Below are 19313 nucleotides of genomic sequence, written 5' to 3' on the forward strand. Positions count from 1 at the left end.
AACGAGAAACTAATGATTTACCTAAGTTTTGACATAGAAGAGTTTGACATGCCCAAGGAATACGGCTTTGATATTCCTTTTGAGCGACAGATGTCCATCTCTCGAGAGGGTCTTATTGCTATCTTGGACTTACTCAAAAAGCATGAGGCCAAGGCTACTTTTTTCTCTACAGTAGTTTTTGCTCAGAATGCCCCAGATCTTATCGAGCGACTCCTTGGTGAAGGACATGAGTTGGGCTCACATACCTATTACCATTCCAACTTTGCTATAGAGCACCTACTCTCTTCCAAGGAAGCCTTGGAAACTGAGTTTGGCGTAACTATAGAAGGGCTTCGTATGCCTCGCATGCTGGAGGTCGCTGCCACTGATGTCAAGCAAGCAGGCTATCTATACAATTCGTCTATTAACCCCACCTTCCTCCCAGGCAGGTACAACAAGCTACATGTCTCCAGATCCATGTTTTGTGAAGAAGGTCTCTGGCAGATACCTGCAGGGGTAAGTCCTTGGCGTATTCCTCTCTTTTGGCTTTCCTTCCATAACTTCCCCTTGTGGTACTATAAGCACCTTTTGAGCCGTACTGTAGGGAGTTTAGGCTATGCCGCCCTTTACTTCCACCCATGGGAGTTTACCGACCTACACCAAAAAGAGTTCAACTTTCCCTTCTACGTGATGCGCAACACAGGAGATGCTATGATTGCACGTTTTGATAAACTACTTAGCTTTGCTAAAGAGAAAAATTGGAAAGTAGAGAGATATAAAAAATTGATTGAAAGATAACAAAAGAATGAAAGTAAACAAAGATTTTTTTAGTAATATCATTAGCTACTTACCAGTAGCCGTGTGTTTGTTCTTATTAGCAATAAGTGTTACTTATATCTCTAATTACAGAGATGTTTGGTATGCCTTAACTATTACCTTTTGTGTAGATTTTTTTTACAATAAAAGATATCTCTCTTTCAAATTTAATAAAATAAGAATCTATTATAGTGTTGTTTTTCTTTTTTTCTGTTTATTTTTCATCTATCAACCTTTTGAGAATAGCTCGACCTATTCTCATTTATTATTAAGAAATAGAATCTGCCTATCGGGGCTTGCTCTTTGTGGGTTCTTCGGACTTAATAACAAACACAAATTGAGTTACTATCTTAACACAATTATTATTAGTGCAGTTGCTTCTATTATATACTTAGTATTTTTTAAAATAGGTTTTTTATCCTTCTGGGAAGCAGAGAATAAAATGGCTATCTTCACTCCTGCTCGAATTGAATTTATAAATAATCATATGGTATATAATGTCTATATGAATTTGGCTATTATCAGCATATGGTATATTGTATCCAATCAATACAAAATGCTACAAAAATGGAAACTGGGATTATATATTTTAAGTTTTCTATTTATTTTTGGGGTCTTATCTATTTCTGAAGGTAGAAGTGGATTCTTGATGTCTCTATTTATTATTTCTTGTATTTGCTTAAGAGAGGTTTGGAAAAGAAATAAATATGTTACCCTGATTGTAATAGGAATACTTTCAATTTTTGTATATAATAAAGTCACCCATCATCAACGTATTTCTGAAGAACAAATAAAGGGAGAACCACGCCTATTTTTGTGGGAAACAGCCAAAGAGGTTATTATGGAAGCTCCTATATTAGGAAGAGGAGCCAATGATGCTCAAGAAGCTTTTAACAAAGCCCGAACAGAAAGCTTAGATGAAACTTTTAAGCATTTTTGGCAACCTACAGATTTTGTAGATAGTCATAACCAATATATACAAACCACTATGGAATTTGGCATTGTAGGGCTTTGTCTGCTATTATTCATTTACTTTTCTCCTTATTTTTTTGCTGAAAAAAGGAGAAAAATATTCTCCTTTTTTGTCATTACTATCTTAGCTTTTCAATCAGTTTTCGATATGTTTATTACAGGACAATTTGCCAATTTGTTTATGGTATGTACCTTTATGATTCTACAATGTAGAGATGATATCAGCCCAAAAGACAATCATATAACCAAGCTTTGAAGGAATAGCTCTCTACTACCTCAGTAGGGAGTTTCTCATAATCAGAACGTATAAACTTTTCTAAGTCTTCTAAACTATCCTTATGTAGAATAAAAATATTATTAGGATTGTAGAAATCATAATCAACAACAGAGGTGTTATTGGTAATTAGCTTTTTTTCATACTTTAAAGATTCAAAAAAACGCAAAGAAAGTCCATTGTGCCCTATTGCTTTAAAATCTAAAAGGATTTTAGCATTTTTAACCATTTCTAAGTATTCTCCAAAGTCTATTTGCTGATCAAACAATCCTATATTTCTATTATTTATAGTAGGTCTTTTATCCTTATAATGAAGTAACTGAACATCGATAAAAACATCATATTTAGCTAATTCATTAACCACAAGAGTTGTGTCCTCTATTCGAGAAGGTGAATAACTTCCTCGATAGAAAACACCTTCATTTCTATAGGTCTTATTTGTGACCTCTTCTCCCTCAAAAAAGAAATTATGAGTCAGTCGCAAATTTGAATATGTTTCTTTGTATTTTTGATAATCTTCTGGGTCAAACACATAAAAAGTATCAAACATTGGAATACAAGCAAATACTTCTGAATATATATTGAGTCCATCCCACTGGTATCCTATTGTTTTTTTTCCTAATCTTAATAAATCTTGTAAAGCTTCTTGAGGGATCAGGTCTGGACGTATAATAAGTACATAATCAAGACTTTTTTCTGGTATATCCTTAACCCATTCTTTATAACAATCTATATCAAACTGCCTTCTTAGCTTGTTTTTATATTTTTTGTCTAAGAGAAATGTTTTCCTCAGAAAATTAATTATCTTTTCTTTCTTCTTTCTATAATGAAAGAAATTAGGAGGAAGTATAAGTTTCAAGTCCATTCCAACCTCCTTCATACCTTGAGAAAAATTTTCATATATGCTGAAATGATCAGGCATACATAATAAGATTTTTTTTTCCTTTAGTAAAGAATACTCTCTATTTTTTTTTGTATTATTTATAATCATTATAGCGCTATCTTTTTAATGCTATCCACACAAGCAATCATATATCCAAGAACTGAAAGAATACTTTTCTACCAATTCAGGAGGTAATTTTTGATAATCTGAATGCAAAAAGGTCTCTAAGTTCTCTAAATTATCTTTATGTAGAATAAAAATATTATTAGGGTTGTAAAAATCATATTCCTTTACTGAAAAATTGTCTGTAATAATCTTTTTCTCATACTTTAGAGCCTCAAAGAAGCGGAAAGAAAGGCCATTGTGTCCCAACTTGAAATCCAAAAGAATTTTAGACCTTTGTACTTTCTTTAAGTAATCTATAAAATTTATTTTCTCAGAAGTAATTTTTATATTTTTATTCGATAAAAAAGGTCTCTTATCCTTATAAACTAATTCAATATCTGTAGGAATATTATATTTATCTAATAATTTTTCTACAAATATAACATTTTTTATTCTATCTTCAAAATAACTTCCTACATAAAGAGCCTTTTTCTCTATGTTGTCTACTGTGGTTGTATTCTCTATATTTTCAAAAAAGAAATTATGACTTAATTTTATATTTGGGTATATTTCTTTATATTTCTGGTAGTCTTTAGGATCAAAAACATAAAATGTATCAAACTGACCAATATTATCAAAAACCTCTCTATCAGGATATTGTTCTAATCCATTCCAATGATAAGCAATATTTTTCTTTCCTATACGCAAAAGTTCCCCTATCTGATTATCTGTGACAAGATCTGGTTGCACAAAAAGCATATAGTCAATACTTTTAGATTCAATATTAGTTGTCTTATCAAGAAAATATTCAATATTAAATTGTTTTATCAGTTTATTCTTATATTGTCTGTCTCCTAAAAATAGTTTTCTAAAGAAATTAATTACTCTATCCTTCCATCTTTTATAGTAGAATACAGGAGGAACTATTAGGATTAGCTCCATCCCCAATGCCTTAATATCTGCTGCGAACAGCTCATATATATTAAAATAATTTGGCATACACAGAAGGATAGTTTTCCCTTTTAGTTTGGAAATGTCTTTATATTTATTTGTGTTGTCCATATACTTTGCTAAAGTTATATTTGTACCCAGTAAGGAGGATATGGTGATTTCTCTGGCATCGGTATTTTCCAAGGTTCCTTGGGAACGATAATATTTGCTCGCTCTTTATATTTGGAAAGATAAGCTCCCCACCAAGAGAAGGTACTATTTCCAATCACATAGTTCTTAAATTGGGTAAGTAAGTATAAATCTTGGAGTACTGTATTTCCTTTAACTAAAACTACTTCATATTGTTTGGACAGAGTTGTAATAATATCTTCTATTCCTTCAAAATCATCAGAAAGAATATACACCTTTTCCAGATTAATTCCTTGAGAGAGCTTAGCCAATCCCTCCAAATAATGAGGTGTTTCAATAATATGAAATAGAGCCCTGTTTTTTTCCTTTAGAAAATCTCCTCTGCGAATATGGAGTACTACATCATTTTCAGTGATGGAAAATTGTCTTGTATTTCCTGCTAATTCTTCTATAATTTTGTAAAGTCTCTCTATAAATTCGGGGGTTTGATAAAGATAAGACTGATACCACCCCATATGAAGATATATCTTAGATTCATATTGAGTCGCTGGCTCTTGGAAAACAGCAAATTGTCCTTCTTTTTCTACTTGTAATGCTATATAATTTTTAAAAAAAGATTTTTTAGCCATCTTTTTAGCCATTGAAAAAAAGAAATAGCTTAACCTACTGATAGGAAAACCTAATTTTTCAGTAATTTGAGAATAAACATTGCGCTTTTTCTTGTCCTTTGTATCCTTTTTCTGACGATCTGCACTATACATACATAAAGGCCCTACTCCTTTTTCTTTTAAATAAAAAGCATAAGCCAATATGTAAAGTTGATTCCCCAGTCCCCCTTGCTGGTATATATAATGTTTTTGTTTCATTTCTTTTTAAATTGTATATAAGTATTATATAAAAAAGGAAGTTTTATAAAAGAGAAAATCTTCCATCTGTATTTGAAAGGGATTTTTTTGTATTCATTTGAATAAAAAGAAGTTAGTCTTTCTTTCATCACTTGTTCTATAGATTTTTCTACCTCTTTAGAGAAAAGATAAAAACGTTTAATAGCGAAAAGACTTTGCTTGGCTGTCTTTTCAACAATTCTATTCCAATTAGGAAGTTTTTCTTTGTATTGGCAAGCAAAATCATACATTTCCATCACTCCCAAAAAGAAATGAAAAAATTTCTCTCCGCCTTTTTTATTAGAAAGACTATTAGAGTACTGAATATAATTGTATAAACAGTTATTAATAGTCACCATTTTTGTTGCTTTATCAAAAAGAAAAAACATAGATGCATAGTCTTCAAATATTCTTCCCAATGGAAAAGAAAAATTCTCTAATAATTCCTTTTTGAATAGTTTCCCCCAAGCATAACTTTTTAGTTGTCCATCTTCCAATAGTAAAGCTAAAGCCTCTATATGAGAGAATAGTTGTACTTTCTTATCATTCACTTGTGGAATTTCTTTTCCTCTAGTATCTATAAGTGTATACTGACAGACACTTATATCAGCACTGTTATCTATTAGTGCTTTATAAAGTTCCTCACAATAGGTTGTGGTTACATAATCATCACTATCTACAAAACATACAAAATCCCCTTCAAAATGTTTCAGACCTAAATTCCTAGCTCCTGAAAGTCCTTTATTTTCTTGATAAAAAACCTTTATTTGTGGATATTGCTCATACTGAGAAAGAATCTCTGCTGTTCTGTCTTGACTCCCATCATTAACCACTAATATCTCTATGGGAGCATAGGTTTGATCCAATAAAGAATCTAGACAACGTGCCAAATAAGTCTCTCCATTATACACAGGAACAATAATAGATATAAGTGGATTATTCATAGATTTTTACTTGCTCAATTAAATTATTTATCTGTTCCACTCCATTTGTACAACGGATATTTTTATTTTTCTTCAGCTCTTCTACCATCCGCAAGTGAGCCTCTGTAGGCTGCTTGGGATAGGTATTATGCTCCAAATGGAATTGTATAGCACCGAACTTTAATTTTCTTTGTTTGCAACCAAAATGAACCAATCGTTGAGCAAACTCCCAATCTTCAGGCCCCCAACCTTGAATATCCATATTATAACCATTGATGGCAAGAGCATCTGCTTTCCAATAAGCCATATTTCCACCTCCTACTCCATCTCCTGTTGCTTTTTCTTTAGGAGAAAACAACTGATTATAGAAAGGTATTCTAATACCGTGTTCTCGCATGGTTGTCCCCTGAAGAAAAATAGAAACCTTGAGACTCTTTTCCTTAAGCAATCTATCTGTTTCCTTCTGGCTAAGACATACTCGACGTCCTTTAGCTATACACTTTTCCTTAGCAAAATTAATATGATCTGCTATGAAATGTCTACCCAGTATTAAATCTCCATCTACTTGAATAATATAATCTCCTTTAGCCACCAAAAAAGCTCGATTGAGAATCACTGTTCTACGAAATCCCTTATCTTCATGCCAAATATGTATCACAGGAATAGGAAATTTTGTTCGATAAGTATCTATCAGTTCTTTTGTATTGGCAGTTGATCCATCATCAGCAATCAAGACTTCATCAGGTAAATGTGTCTGTCTCAGTACGCTCATCAGACATAATTCTAAAGCATCTGGTCGGTTGTAGGTAGTAATGAGTAAAGTTGTTTTCATCGGTGTAATTGCTGATATTCATATATTTTTGCCAAACAAGAGAATTTGTATTGAGCTTTGAGTACAGCAAAGATAAATCCTCTCTTGCCATCTAAGCAACCCTTCTTGATAAAATAGTACTTTATAAACCAGAAGAAAGGAGAAAAGAGCAGTTTGCCCCAACCTATACGCTTGCCTTTGCGGCGTTCCACCTCTTGAGTACTATAATTATTATTCTTACTGAGAATGGTTGTTACAGAATCATTAGCCAAGTGCTCTGAAGCTAAGTCTGTTCTATGGCGTGGTATCTTGATAACCTCCCCTTGTACCTTTACTGTTGAGTGAATTTCTTTAGGCCAATCGGCTCCTTCTTTCTTAAAAAAACGCAACTTGAAATCAGGATAAGCCGAACGCATATACTGATCTATAAAATAATTTTTAAAAGGAATATACACCCCTCCTATGGTAGGATTTTCTGTAATTTGGTAAAGGTATTCTCGGAGCTTGGTAGGAATGGTCTCATCAGCATCTATTACCAATACCCATGGATATTGTGCCTGAGCAATAGCAAAATTCCTTGCAGGCTCTACATAGGGATAACGCTCACAATAGACAATTTTGCACCCATATTGTTCTGCTATAGCAATGGTTCGATCACTGCTGTGCATATCACAAATAACAACTTCATCAAAATCCTTCGCTGTTTCTAAAACAGTAGCCAAATGTTTTTCTGCATTGTAGGTATTGATAATAACAGATATTTTCATAGAAAAGAGCCCTTGCATGATTTCTAAAGTGCAAATTTACTACTTTTTATTAAACGAACAAATTTATTTTTATGAAATTTTACACCGGCTGTCGCTTGTCCATCTCATGAAAAAAACTTATCTTTGCCCCGAGATACACAAACTCAAGATACAACATGAAAAAAGCTTATATCTTCCCTGGACAAGGTTCCCAGTTTGTGGGAATGGGAAAGGACTTATATGAGAGCAGTCCCCTTGCCAAATCACTCTTTGATGAAGCTAACCATATCTTAGGTTTTGCTATCACTGACATCATGTTTGCTGGTGATGAAGAGGCACTTAAGCAAACGCGTGTTACCCAGCCAGCTATCTTCCTCCACTCTGTGATCCAGCGACAAGTCTTGGGTGAAGCCTTCACCCCTGATATGGTTGCAGGACACTCCTTGGGGGAATTCTCTGCCTTAGTAGCCAGTGGAGTACTAACCTTCGAACAGGGTCTGCGCTTGGTAGCCAAGCGTGCTGAGGCTATGCAAAAGGCTTGCGAACTTCAGCGTGGCACTATGGCTGCTATCTTAGGGCTGGACAACGCTGTAGTTGAACAAGCCTGCAAAGATATCGAGGGCGTGGTAACTCCAGCCAACTATAACTGTCCTGGACAGTTGGTTATCTCTGGAGCCTATGAGGCGGTAGAGCAAGCCTGTGAAACACTCAAGGCGGCAGGTGCCAAGCGTGCTCAGATTCTTGCGGTAGGAGGCGCTTTCCACTCTTCTCTGATGAAACCTGCCGAAGAGGAATTGGCCAAGGCTATCGGAGAAATCACTTTTCAAAAACCGCTTTGTCCTATCTATCAGAATGTGACTACCACTGCCATGACCGATCCTGAGACTATCAAGAAAAATCTTATCGCTCAGCTAACTGCTCCTGTCAAATGGACACAAAGTGTACAACAGATGATTCAGGACGGTGCTACTACTTTCGTTGAACTTGCTCCTGGAAAAGTACTTCAAGGGTTAGTTAAGAAAATCAACAAAGAAGTAGAGGCTATCTCAGCTTAAAAGAAAATGTAAGAAAGCTATTGTCGTTCTCGAAAATAATCGTAACTTTGCCTCGCTTTAGGTAAAGCATTTAGAATAGTTGCTCATAATATGAAGATTAGAAAAGGCTTTCATCCTGCATGAAAGTCTTTTTTAGATTAAAAACCCTTATCATATAGAAATTTCCTATGGAATTGATCCGTGAAAAATTAGTTTTACCCAATGGAGGCAAGAAGCTTCTCTTGCACTCTTGCTGCGCTCCCTGTTCAGGGGAAGTAATGGAAGCTATCAGTGCCTCAGGTATTGAGTACACCATTTTCTTCTATAATCCCAACATCCACCCTAAAAAAGAATACGAAATCCGCAAGAATGAGAATATCCGCTTTGCTGAAAAACTCGGTATCCCAATTGTAGATGCAGATTATGATGTGGACAATTGGTATGAGAGAGCTAAAGGGATGGAATACGAGCCTGAGCGTGGCAAGCGTTGTACTATGTGCTTTGATATGCGTTTTGAGCGCACCGCTCTCTATGCATACGAACATGGTTTTGACACTATTACCAGTTCCTTGGGCATTTCTCGCTGGAAAAATTTTGACCAAATCAATGATAGTGGCTTACGTGCCGTTGCCCCGTACGAAGGGCTAACCTACTGGACACACAATTGGAGAAAAAAAGGAGGGTCTGCTCGTATGTTGGAGATAAGCAAACGTGAGCACTTCTATATGCAGGAATACTGTGGTTGTGCCTATTCTCTCCGCGATACTAACCAATGGCGCTTAGCCAATGGGAGAGAACGTATCCAAATAGGAGTAAAATTCTATGGAGTAGACGATAATGATAATGATAAACAATAAGAGTTATGCAACTAATTACTGATTATCAAAATGAGTTTGTTGCCTTTATGCAAGAGCACTTAAAGGAGCGAGAACCAAAAAATTTGTATGATCCTATCCATTATATCCTCAATGTAGGAGGGAAGCGCCTACGCCCGACCCTTACGATGCTCAGTGCAGATATTTTTGGAACAGATTACCACAAAGCACTCTATGCTGCCCTTGCGGTGGAGATTTTTCACAACTTCTCCTTGGTGCATGACGATATTATGGATGCAGCACCTCTTAGGCGTGGGCATCCTACAGTACATACTAAGTGGAACCTCAATACAGGAATCCTCTCTGGTGATACTATGCTTATTCTTGCCTATCAGTATTTTGAGCAGTATGAGCCAAATATTTTTCAAGAATTAGCCAAAATCTTCAGCAAAACTGCTATTGAAGTATGCGAAGGACAACAGTATGATGTAGATTTCGAGCAACAAGCACAGGTCTCCACTGACCAATATCTCAAAATGATTGCTTACAAAACAGCTGTCCTTGTGGGGGCTGCACTCCAGATGGGAGCAATCATTGCTCAGACCACAGAAGAAAATAAGCAAAAAATATATGATTTTGGGCTTGCCTTGGGCATTGCTTACCAATTACAAGACGATTATTTGGATACCTTTGGCGATGCTTCCTTTGGTAAGAAAATAGGAGGAGATATCCTCCAAAACAAAAAAACGCTCCTCTATCTCAAGGCTTTAGAGAAAGGTACTCCTGAACAAAAACAAGAATTGCTAACACTCTATTCCACTGAACCTAAGAGTGAAGAGGAGAAAATCGCTCGTGTAACTGAGCTTTTTATAGCTACTGAAAGTCATACCTTCCTTAGAGCACAAGTAGAGGCTTACACGCTAAAGGCATTTGCTATCTTAGATACTCTTGATGTCCCTGAAGAGAAAAAGAATATTCTAAAAGAATTTGGTAGTAGCCTTATGAATAGAACAATTTAATGGGTAATTATCAATTGTTAATGGGTAAAAATATATGAAAGTATTTGAAGAACTTAGAAAAGCTGGGATTGATAGCCATGACATAGAACAATTAGAAAAATTCTATGGAGAAGAGCGTTTTATCCGTGGAAGAGATGGTTTTATAGCTGTTGAAGATGAGGATTTTGAAGGAATGCAGGATTTTTTCAATGATTATACACTCTTTAATGATCTGAAAGTGATTCTTACCGATGAAAATTCCAATTATTGGTGTGTATTTGTAGGAGGGGCACGCAAGGGAATGGTTTGTCATCTTGATCACGAGTTCCAAGACCAACAACAACCTCGCTTTAAGAGCATCAGTCGTTTGCTTGAGGTTATTGAGCAGCATGAGGAGGCTTATGACTTCGATGAACTAAGAGAACTTCCTGAAAATGTATTTGACTTTCCTTCCAAAACCTTAGAAGACTTTCAGGGAAGAAAGCAGATTATAGAGCAGCTCTACCAAGAGATTGACAACCTTGACACAGAAGATGAGAGTTATGATCAAAACCGCTCTTCTCGTATCTACTCTATCATAGTCCTTTCTATTGCTTCGGAGGTAGAGACTCATATAAAACCTTTCCTTGACGATGAAGACGACTATGTGAGAGAGTTTGCCGAAACGGCTATGAAGTTCTGGAGAGGGAAAATAGTGACTTTTTAATTTTACTATTTTAGATACTTTATGAAATGGGTTACTTATCATAGGTTATTGATTATCCCTTCAGGGGTTAGGGGAATTATTTACCTCTTTTTCCTTTTCGGTTTCTGTGTAAGAGCCCAAGAGGTAGATTCCTATGAAGAGTTTGAATCCCTCAAAGGAAAAGTTCTCTCAGTGGAAGAGAATTACTATACTTCTTTGGAGCATTACCGCAATCGTACATATGAAACAGCGTACAAAACCCTAGAGATAGTAAAGCGCCGTATTACTTTTGATGAAAAAGGAAAAAAACAAACCTATGAGGAATATGATACGCCTACTCATTGTATAGTGAAGACCACTTTCCTATATGATAAGCTATATCGCCTATCAAGCTATACTAAAATCTATGACACAGGGGAACTTTCTGAAAAAGAACGAGATCATTGTTGGTCTGTCATATATCAGTATGATCCAATGGACAATGACCCAAAGGCAAGAAAAACCTCTGCGCTAACCTATCAAGGGAATCTGCTTAAGGAATATCGTACTTATACCTATGATTCTTTAGGACAACTGACAGAAGAGAAGATTTCCTCTATACAACAAAATCAAGGGAAAATATATGCTTCTACAACACATCTTACTTTTACTTATGACAAAGAAGGGAAAGTTACTTCCCTCAAGTGGGCAGCAATTCCTTCAGGCGATGTGCAATACCATGATGTTTTTGTCTATGATACTCAGGGAAAGATAAGTAAAAAAGAACATTGGTGGGACAATACTTCTTTTATAAAGTATTCGTATGAGTACAACGAGAAGGGGGATCTCGCTATAGAACAGAAAAAAGAAGGGGATGTTTTAGAAACTCCCAAAGTAAAATGTAATAATTCTTATCACTATACCTATACCTATGACACCTTTGGCAACTGGACTCAAAGAATATCGACCGCCGATGATGAGGTATTCCTTGTTACTGAAAGAATTATCAAATACAAAGAACCAGGAAACAGTCCCTCTTCGGAGGTAGTAAGATTTTCGAAGGGTAGGAGGAAGTGAACAAGGAATAGAAATTGTCCTTAACAACTATTCTCTTTAAAGAAAAAGAATAACTAGTATTTGCAACTAAAACCAATATTTGATGAGAAAATACCTACTTCTATTAGTATCACTTTACTCATTATTTTGCTGGGGACAAAGAAAAACCCATTTGCAAGAAATGAAACTTAATGGCGAGGTAAAATACCTAAAAGTGTATGAATACAACGATAAGGAATTGGATTTTGTAAAGGAATATTTCTTTAACCGTCAAGGAAACATTGAGAGAAATAATAATTATCAGAAAGGCCAGTTAAACAGTGAGTTCATCTATCATTATGATGATCAAGGAAGGTTTTCTTTCTATGAAATGAATTTCTATGGAGACTATGCCAAAGAAGGAAAGATTGTTTTTTCCTATAATAGAAAAGGAGATGCCATTCAAGAAGAGTATTACGAAAATGATAAACTCATACAATATACACAAAATAAATATGACAACAAGCATCATATCATTCTTTCCACAATTTATAGAGAGGAAAAAGAACTTTCTCATACAGAATTTGTTTACAATGACATAGACCAATTGGTAGAGGTAAGTAATTTTAATAATAAAAATGAATTACAAAGCACCCTTAAAAACTACTATGATTCCTTGGGAAATCTTTCCAAAAGTGACACTTACAATGCTAAGGGAGACAAAACTACTTCTCGAGAAATGGAATATGATGCATATAATAATGTGATCAAGGATAAGATTATTCTCGAGAGCAAGCGCTCTTTAGAGTACAATTACCGATACAAATATGATTCTCACCAGAACTATATTATGAAAGAAGACTCTAATACAAAAGTTAAAAAAGGAAATTTTGAGAGTGTATATCTGAAAGAAGAACGACAGATAGAGTATTATTAAGGATTAACCTTCAGTTACTAACGACAAAACCTAACAACAAACAACTATGGATTACGTATATACAACCACAACTGACAGTATCGCTACTGTAGAATTTGCCTCCGAACAGGCCAATGCACTCTCTATGGAATTACTGCAGCACTTGACCAAGGAGCTGGACACCCTCTCTGCTGACAAGGAAATAAAAGTAGTTATCCTCCGCAGTAAGGGCGAAAAAGCCTTCTGTGCAGGTGCTTTTTTTGACGAACTTGTGCAGGTAGATTCCTTAGAAAGTGGGCAACGTTTCTTCAGTGGATTTGCCCATGTACTCTGTGCAATTCGCCGTTGTCAAAAACCTGTCATAGGCAGGGCTCATGGCAAGGCTGTTGGTGGAGGGGTAGGCATATTGGCTGCCTGCGATTATGTATTTGCCACAGAAGCAGCTTCTATTCGCTTACCTGAACTGAGTATCGGAATAGGCCCCTTTGTCATCGCTCCTGCTATTGAACGAAAAATGGGGGTAGGTGCCCTTGCAGAACTCTCCTTGGCCCCTGACCTGTGGAAAAATGCATATTGGGCAGAGCGTAAGGGGCTCTATGCCTGTGTTTTCGAAAATATAGCAGACATGGACAAGGAAATTGGTTATTTTTCCCAAAGACTTGCTTCTTATCCTACGGAATCCTTAGTAGCAATCAAGCAAATTCTATGGAAGGATACCCCCTCTTGGGAGCCTCTTCTCTTTGAAAATGCAGAAATTACAGGGAGATTAGCCTTATCCCCTTATACTAAAGAAAAATTGAAACCTAAGAACAAATGATCTCACTACAACAGAACATCGCCGAGATACAAGAAAAAATAGCCAATGCCCCCGACAACAGCTATGCCATAGGGGTACTCATAGGGAGTCTCTTACCCTTTGTGGTATTAGTTATTTTAGGGTATCTCTTATATTCCTATTATAAAAATAAAAAACAGTCATAGAAAAATGTCAGTGCAAGAAACTACTTTGGAGATTCACTTGGACAATCTCCAGCACAATGTACGTCAACTCAAAAAACATCTCAAGGAAGGCACTCGCTTTTTAGCCGTAGTCAAAGCCAACTCTTACGGAAATAGCTCCGTTGCGGTAGCACAGTATTTGGAGAAAAAGGACTTAGCGGATGAATTTGCCGTGGCCTTCACCAGTGAAGGAATAGAACTTCGCAAGGCTGGAGTTACTCGTCCTATTCTTATTTTCCACCCTCAATTGGTGGATTTTGAAGACATCGTTCGTTATAACTTGGAACCTACCCTCTATTCCAAAAGGCTCATCACCCATTTTATAGACTTTGCCAAGGAAAAACAGCTACACCAGTATCCCTTCCACCTTAAGTGTAATTCAGGAATGAATCGTTTGGGTTTTTCAGTAGAAGAAATTGATGAGGCTTGTGAGCTACTCAAGGGACATGAGGAACTCAAAGTAAGAACTGCCTTTTCTCACTTATTAGCATCCGAAGACCTTCAGGCACGCCCTTTTATGGAAAAACAGATAGCTCTCTTTAAGGCTTTCCAGAAGAAATTGGAGAACCACTTCTCACACAAGATCATCTATCACAACTGTAATACCTCTGGTATACTCAACTACCCTGAAGCACATTTCGATATGGTACGCAGCGGGATAGGAATGTATGGATTTGCCAATGACCCTCGCCTACAGAAGGATTTCAAACCCATAACAACTCTCAAGAGCATCATCTCCCAGATACATACTATCCAGAAGGGAGATTATGTAGGATACAATTTTGGATTTCAAGCACAGAAACCTATGGAAATAGCCACCATTTCAGTAGGACATGCCGATGGGCTTAACCGTATCTATGGTAAGGAGGTAGGATTTGTTTTTATCAAAGACAAAAAATGTCCTATCGTAGGAAATGTATGTATGGACATGATCATGGTGGATATTACAGGATTGGGCTGTGAGGAAGGAGAAGAAGTTATCATTTTTGATGAGCGACACACCTCAGAGACCTTAGCTGAAAGCGCAAAAACTATCTCCTATGAACTAATTACCTCCCTTTCGCGAAGGATAAAAAGAGTATTCATAGAAGATTAATCTATTTATCTTAAAAATTTCTAAGGAAACTTTCTTAAAATACTCTTTAAGAAAGTTTTCTTTTTTTCTTGTTTTTTTTACATAAAAAATTAGGTTAATTCCTCCTTTATTCTTAACTTTGTGGTGATCTTACAAACAATGGAATCATTTCAGCTAAAAACTAATGCTATGAAAAGATACATCATTTTAACTATCTTATTGATAAGCAGTTTTACTATTACCAACTGTCAGAAAGAAACTGTAGTGGAACGTACCGAAGTACAAAAAGGCAACCTTATCCACTCAGGAACTGGAGCTCCCGATGCCTCCTTAGGTAGTATTGGAGATTACTATTTAGACCTTTCTACCTCCAACCTCTATGGAGCAAAGACAGCACAAGGCTGGGGAAACCCTATTTCCCTAAGAGGATTACAAGGAGAGAAGGGGGAGAAAGGGGACAAGGGAGATAAAGGAAATAAAGGAGACCAAGGCAACAAAGGAGACCAAGGTGAACGAGGCGAGCAAGGAGTCAAAGGGGATAAAGGGGAAAAGGGAGACAGAGGACTCAAAGGTGAACGAGGCAAACAAGGATTCAAGGGAGAGCAAGGACCTAAGGGTGAAGATGGAAAGCAAGGACCCAAGGGTGAAGATGGAAAGCAAGGACCCAAGGGTGAAGATGGAAAACAAGGACCTAAGGGTGAAGACGGAAAGCAAGGACCTAAGGGTGAAGACGGGAAGCAAGGACCTAAGGGTGAAGACGGGAAGCAAGGACCTAAGGGTGAAGACGGAAAACAAGGACCTAAGGGTGAAGACGGAAAACCTGGTTCTAATGGAAAAGATGGACAAGCAGGAGTCCCTGATAAAGGTGTAGGTCGTCTATTCTCGGGAACAGGAGCCCCAAAAAAAGAAATAGGCCAAGATGGAGATTTTTATATTGATATACTCCATAAAAGACTTTATGGACCCAAAGAAGGAGGAAACTGGGGAGATAACTTTATCAGTTTAATCCCTCCTGAGATACGCAGCTCCGATTATGAAATTGGAAATGATGAAGAAACAGGAGAGCAGTCCCTAACAAAATGGTTCTTAAAAACTATCAGGAAATTAGATATGAATAGTGTAGAGGAGTTGAGAAATGTAAAAGGTATTAGAATAGAGGTCTTCAAGGAATGCAAAAACTTGGAATCTATTATAATAGGGGAAAATGTAAGAATTATTGGATATGCAGCCTTCTCTGGACTCGATAATTTAAGCAAAATCACCTTAAATAATCAGTTAGAGAAAATCAATGGATATGCCTTTGCAAGTACAGGTATTACCAGTATCACAATCCCTAAAAATGTCAAAAAAATTGCTCATAATATTTTTGATAATTGTCAGAATCTAAAAATTATTATCATGAAGTCACAAAATCCACCTTCTTTAGATAAAGATTCATTCAAAAATATTTCTATAACAAAAATAATTATCTATGTTCCTGACAATAGTGTAGATACCTATATAAATGATTCTCAATGGAGTAAATATGAGAGATATATAAAACCTATTTCTGAAAAACCTAAAGACTAATAGGGGTATATTCATTTATACAATTTCTCGATATGAGTGGCACAAGCTACAAACTTGCACCAGCATAGAGGCACAAGAATTGTATCACTATATGAATATAAGATACAGATGCAATAAATTGCATCTCTGCCATGCGATTAATCAAAAGAGAATCACCTGATTGGTGTCTTTCTATATTACTCAAACTTTATAGCCTTAATGGGAGATATTCTGCTTACTATATAAGAGGGAACCAGTAACATGAGTAGGCAAGTGATAAGAATTCCTACATTAAGTGCTATGATATAGCCCATATGTAAGTAGATAGGAACTTCGGTTACATAGTACACAGTAGGATCCAGTTTCAGAGGAGCAAAATAATACTGTATACAGAGCAAACTAAGCCCTATAAGGTTTCCCCAGAAAAGCCCTAAGCCTATCAGGTAAGCTGCATTGTAGAGAAATATCTTACGAATATTCCAGTTGGTCGCTCCCAATGCTTTCAGCGTACCTATCATAGGTGTTCGCTCTAAGATCAGCACTAGGATGGCAGTAATCATATTCACCCCGCCTACAATCACCATTATAGCAATGATGATGAAGATATTGAGGTCAAAGGTATGAAACCACTCAAAAATAGTTGGATACTTCTGAGCAATTGTCTGTGAATCATAGGTAGTAGGAATATGATTATAGACATATTCCCCTACAGAATCCATCTGATCAAAGTCCTTGATAAAAACCTCAAAAAGCCCTACTTGTTGGGGTGTCCACTTATTTATTTTTTGTAGTTGGCGAATATCCACAAGAATATAAGTAGCATCAAATTGCTGAAAACCAGAAGCATATATTCCTGCTATAGTAAAATTGCGTTGGTTCGGTATCCCTTCACTCTCTTCCCTAAGGAAGAGAGTATTACAAGTGTCCCCTACGGAGAGTTCTAATCGGTTGGCCAAATATTGCGATATAAGTACCTCATTGCTAAGAGTATCAGAACTGAAATCAGGGAATTTTCCTGCTTTGAGGTAAGCCTTCATATACTGAGCATCAAAGTCCTTCCCTACTCCCTTAGCAATAATCCCCTCAAAAGTTTTTTCAGTACGGATAATCCCCCCCTTGGTGATAACCCCTTGTAGATGTAGTACCTTTTTCCCTTCTCGGTTGAAGAACTGAGGGTCTGTATAGAAATCCTCCTGATTCGAAATAGGCACAATAGAGACTTCTGAGCGATTGGTATCGTAATTGAATATCTGGATATGCCCATTGAGAGAGGCTATTTTCTGTCGGATACGTTCCTGTAAGCCCCTCCCTGTTGCAATAGCAATAAGAATCATTACCACCCCAAGTGCAATAGCACTGATGGCGATTTTGATAATTGGAGAAGAAATACTACTTTTGCCCCCTGAATTATGAACCAAACGACGGGCTATAAAAAATTCAATATTCAAAATAAAAAATGCAATTTTAGAATGAGCAAAATTACACTTTTTTTATTACTTATAGGTGTTTTTGGACAACTTTCTGCACAAAATATTTCTATTAAGAAATATGAGTATGTAGGAACTGGTGCCAACCAATCCTATCAGTACCTTCCTATGCTTGCAGGCAAGCGTATAGGAGTAGTTACCAATCATACAGGGATTATTCAAAAAATTGTCCATGAAAAGGACAGCACCATCACAGTACAGAACGAACATTTGGTGGATTTTCTTCTTGCCAAGAAGATAAACATCTCCAAGGTTTTTGCTCCTGAGCATGGTTTTCGGGGTACAGCTGATGCTGGAGAAGTAATCAAGGATGGAGTAGATCCCAAGACTAAACTACCCATTATCTCCCTATATGGGAAGAATAAGAAACCTACAGCAGAACAGCTTAAAGGAATAGAGGTCATGCTCTTTGACCTACAGGATGTAGGGGTGCGCTTCTACACGTATATCTCGACCCTACACTATGTGATGGAAGCCTGTGCTGAGAACTATATTCCCTTGGTAATCCTTGACCGTCCGAATCCTAACGGTCACTATATAGATGGGCCTGTACTGGAATCTTCTTATAAAAGCTTTATAGGTATGCACCCCGTCCCTGTGGTCTATGGAATGACCATTGCCGAATACGCCCAGATGATCAACGGAGAGAAATGGCTTAAGAACGGTATCCAGTGTACCCTGAAGATAGTGCCCCTTAAGAGCTATGACCGCAAGGCTATCTATCCCCTACCTGTAGCTCCCTCTCCTAATCTCCCCAATATGACTGCGGTAAACCTATACCCAAGCCTATGTTTCTTCGAGGGGACTAACATCAGTATGGGGCGTGGTACCCAATGGCAATTCCAAATATATGGCTCTCCCTATTTGGAAAAAACAGCCTTTACCTTCACCCCTAAGCCCAATGCTGGGGATAAGAATCCTAAATACAATGGAAAAGTATGCTATGGAGAAGATCTAAGCCATACTCCTACACTATCCACACTGAACCTTTCTTGGCTAATAAAGGCCTACGAACAGACTTCTGCTGTGAAGGTTAACTTTTTTTCGTCTTCCTTTGATAAGCTGGCAGGTAACAAAACCCTCAAAGAGCAGCTCCTCCAGCACAAGAGTGAAAAAGAGATCAAAGCAAGCTGGCAAGATGCTTTAGAAAAATTCAAAAAGACACGAAAAAAATATCTTTTGTATCCCTCTGATTTTTAAACTATAAAGAGTTTTTCCTTTATTTTTAAGAGGGTTAAAAATAAAAATTGTGGAGAAAATTATACAAAA

General features: G+C 36.7%; 20 protein-coding genes. 13 read left to right on the forward strand and 7 right to left on the reverse strand.

Going from position 1 to position 19313, the window contains the following annotated elements; all coding sequences use genetic code 11:
- Positions 1 to 12 precede the first annotated feature (12 nt).
- Both CGC50_RS02955 and CGC50_RS02960 read left to right on the forward strand, forming a co-directional pair.
- Positions 13 to 777 carry a polysaccharide deacetylase family protein gene (locus tag CGC50_RS02955; RefSeq protein ID WP_095909614.1) on the forward strand — a complete coding sequence of 255 codons (765 nt, stop codon included), beginning with the start codon at positions 13 to 15 and terminating at the stop codon, positions 775 to 777.
- 7 nt (positions 778 to 784) lie between these two features.
- The gene (locus CGC50_RS02960; protein ID WP_157909409.1) at positions 785 to 2023 is read left to right on the forward strand and encodes an O-antigen ligase family protein; all 1239 of its coding nucleotides are present in this window, start codon (positions 785 to 787) and stop codon (positions 2021 to 2023) included.
- On the opposite strand, the gene CGC50_RS02965 is transcribed toward CGC50_RS02960, so the two are convergent.
- Genes CGC50_RS02965 through CGC50_RS02990 form a run of 6 tightly spaced genes read right to left on the reverse strand, consistent with a single transcriptional unit; the run spans position 1989 to position 7494 of the window.
- Positions 1989 to 3032, reverse strand: coding sequence for a hypothetical protein (locus CGC50_RS02965; RefSeq protein ID WP_095909616.1), 1044 nt, complete (start codon positions 3030 to 3032; stop codon positions 1989 to 1991). The two genes, CGC50_RS02960 and CGC50_RS02965, sit on opposite strands and share 35 nt — an antisense overlap.
- Positions 3033 to 3053: 21 nt before the next feature.
- Complete coding sequence (locus CGC50_RS02970; RefSeq protein WP_232781173.1) at positions 3054 to 4163, reverse strand: hypothetical protein; 1110 nt, start codon at positions 4161 to 4163, stop codon at positions 3054 to 3056.
- Entirely contained in the window at positions 4106 to 4975 is an 870-nt protein-coding gene (locus CGC50_RS02975; protein WP_095909618.1) for an alpha-1,2-fucosyltransferase, read from the reverse strand. The genes CGC50_RS02970 and CGC50_RS02975 overlap by 58 nt, the downstream gene beginning before the upstream one ends.
- Positions 4972 to 5937, reverse strand: a complete 966-nt coding sequence (locus CGC50_RS02980; protein WP_095909619.1) for a glycosyltransferase family 2 protein — start codon at positions 5935 to 5937, stop codon at positions 4972 to 4974. Before CGC50_RS02980 ends, CGC50_RS02975 begins: the two co-directional genes overlap by 4 nt.
- Positions 5930 to 6748, reverse strand: a complete 819-nt coding sequence (locus CGC50_RS02985; RefSeq protein ID WP_095909620.1) for a glycosyltransferase family 2 protein — start codon at positions 6746 to 6748, stop codon at positions 5930 to 5932. The genes CGC50_RS02980 and CGC50_RS02985 overlap by 8 nt, the downstream gene beginning before the upstream one ends.
- Positions 6745 to 7494 carry a glycosyltransferase family 2 protein gene (locus CGC50_RS02990; RefSeq protein ID WP_198541631.1) on the reverse strand — a complete coding sequence of 250 codons (750 nt, stop codon included), beginning with the start codon at positions 7492 to 7494 and terminating at the stop codon, positions 6745 to 6747. The genes CGC50_RS02985 and CGC50_RS02990 overlap by 4 nt, the downstream gene beginning before the upstream one ends.
- A 155-nt stretch (positions 7495 to 7649) precedes the next feature.
- Here CGC50_RS02990 and fabD point away from each other — a divergent pair, with 155 nt between their 5' ends.
- From fabD to CGC50_RS03035, 10 genes are all read left to right on the forward strand, one after another.
- A complete protein-coding gene (fabD, locus tag CGC50_RS02995) occupies positions 7650 to 8528 on the forward strand; it encodes an ACP S-malonyltransferase (protein ID WP_095909622.1) in 879 nt (292 codons plus the stop codon).
- Between the two features lie 167 nt (positions 8529 to 8695).
- A complete protein-coding gene (locus CGC50_RS03000; protein ID WP_002670368.1) occupies positions 8696 to 9364 on the forward strand; it encodes an epoxyqueuosine reductase QueH in 669 nt (222 codons plus the stop codon).
- Positions 9365 to 9369: 5 nt separating this feature from the next.
- Positions 9370 to 10341 carry a polyprenyl synthetase family protein gene (locus CGC50_RS03005; RefSeq protein WP_095909623.1) on the forward strand — a complete coding sequence of 324 codons (972 nt, stop codon included), beginning with the start codon at positions 9370 to 9372 and terminating at the stop codon, positions 10339 to 10341.
- Positions 10342 to 10375: 34 nt separating this feature from the next.
- Positions 10376 to 11026 carry a hypothetical protein gene (locus tag CGC50_RS03010; protein WP_095909624.1) on the forward strand — a complete coding sequence of 217 codons (651 nt, stop codon included), beginning with the start codon at positions 10376 to 10378 and terminating at the stop codon, positions 11024 to 11026.
- Positions 11027 to 11047: 21 nt separating this feature from the next.
- The gene (locus CGC50_RS03015) at positions 11048 to 12061 is read left to right on the forward strand and encodes an RHS repeat domain-containing protein (protein WP_095909625.1); all 1014 of its coding nucleotides are present in this window, start codon (positions 11048 to 11050) and stop codon (positions 12059 to 12061) included.
- An 82-nt stretch (positions 12062 to 12143) separates the two neighbouring features.
- Positions 12144 to 12956 (forward strand): hypothetical protein, encoded by an 813-nt coding sequence (locus CGC50_RS03020; protein ID WP_095909626.1) that lies wholly within the window; start codon positions 12144 to 12146, stop codon positions 12954 to 12956.
- A 46-nt stretch (positions 12957 to 13002) separates the two neighbouring features.
- On the forward strand, positions 13003 to 13752 hold the full coding sequence (locus CGC50_RS03025; protein WP_095909627.1) for an enoyl-CoA hydratase/isomerase family protein: 750 nt from the start codon (positions 13003 to 13005) through the stop codon (positions 13750 to 13752).
- Entirely contained in the window at positions 13749 to 13916 is a 168-nt protein-coding gene (locus CGC50_RS13855; protein ID WP_002670606.1) for a hypothetical protein, read from the forward strand. Before CGC50_RS03025 ends, CGC50_RS13855 begins: the two co-directional genes overlap by 4 nt.
- Positions 13917 to 13920: 4 nt before the next feature.
- Positions 13921 to 15030 (forward strand): alanine racemase, encoded by a 1110-nt coding sequence (gene alr, locus CGC50_RS03030; RefSeq protein WP_095909628.1) that lies wholly within the window; start codon positions 13921 to 13923, stop codon positions 15028 to 15030.
- 168 nt (positions 15031 to 15198) lie between these two features.
- Positions 15199 to 16578 (forward strand): leucine-rich repeat protein, encoded by a 1380-nt coding sequence (locus CGC50_RS03035; RefSeq protein WP_157909410.1) that lies wholly within the window; start codon positions 15199 to 15201, stop codon positions 16576 to 16578.
- 176 nt (positions 16579 to 16754) lie between these two features.
- On the opposite strand, the gene CGC50_RS03040 is transcribed toward CGC50_RS03035, so the two are convergent.
- The gene (locus CGC50_RS03040; protein WP_095909630.1) at positions 16755 to 18005 is read right to left on the reverse strand and encodes an ABC transporter permease; all 1251 of its coding nucleotides are present in this window, start codon (positions 18003 to 18005) and stop codon (positions 16755 to 16757) included.
- Between the two features lie 21 nt (positions 18006 to 18026).
- On the opposite strand from CGC50_RS03040, the gene CGC50_RS03045 reads away from it, so the two are divergent.
- On the forward strand, positions 18027 to 19244 hold the full coding sequence (locus tag CGC50_RS03045; protein WP_095911267.1) for an exo-beta-N-acetylmuramidase NamZ family protein: 1218 nt from the start codon (positions 18027 to 18029) through the stop codon (positions 19242 to 19244).
- Positions 19245 to 19313: the final 69 nt, after the last annotated feature.

The sequence above is a fragment of the Capnocytophaga gingivalis genome (assembly GCF_002302415.1).
Taxonomy (GTDB): Bacteria; Bacteroidota; Bacteroidia; order Flavobacteriales; family Flavobacteriaceae; genus Capnocytophaga; species Capnocytophaga gingivalis.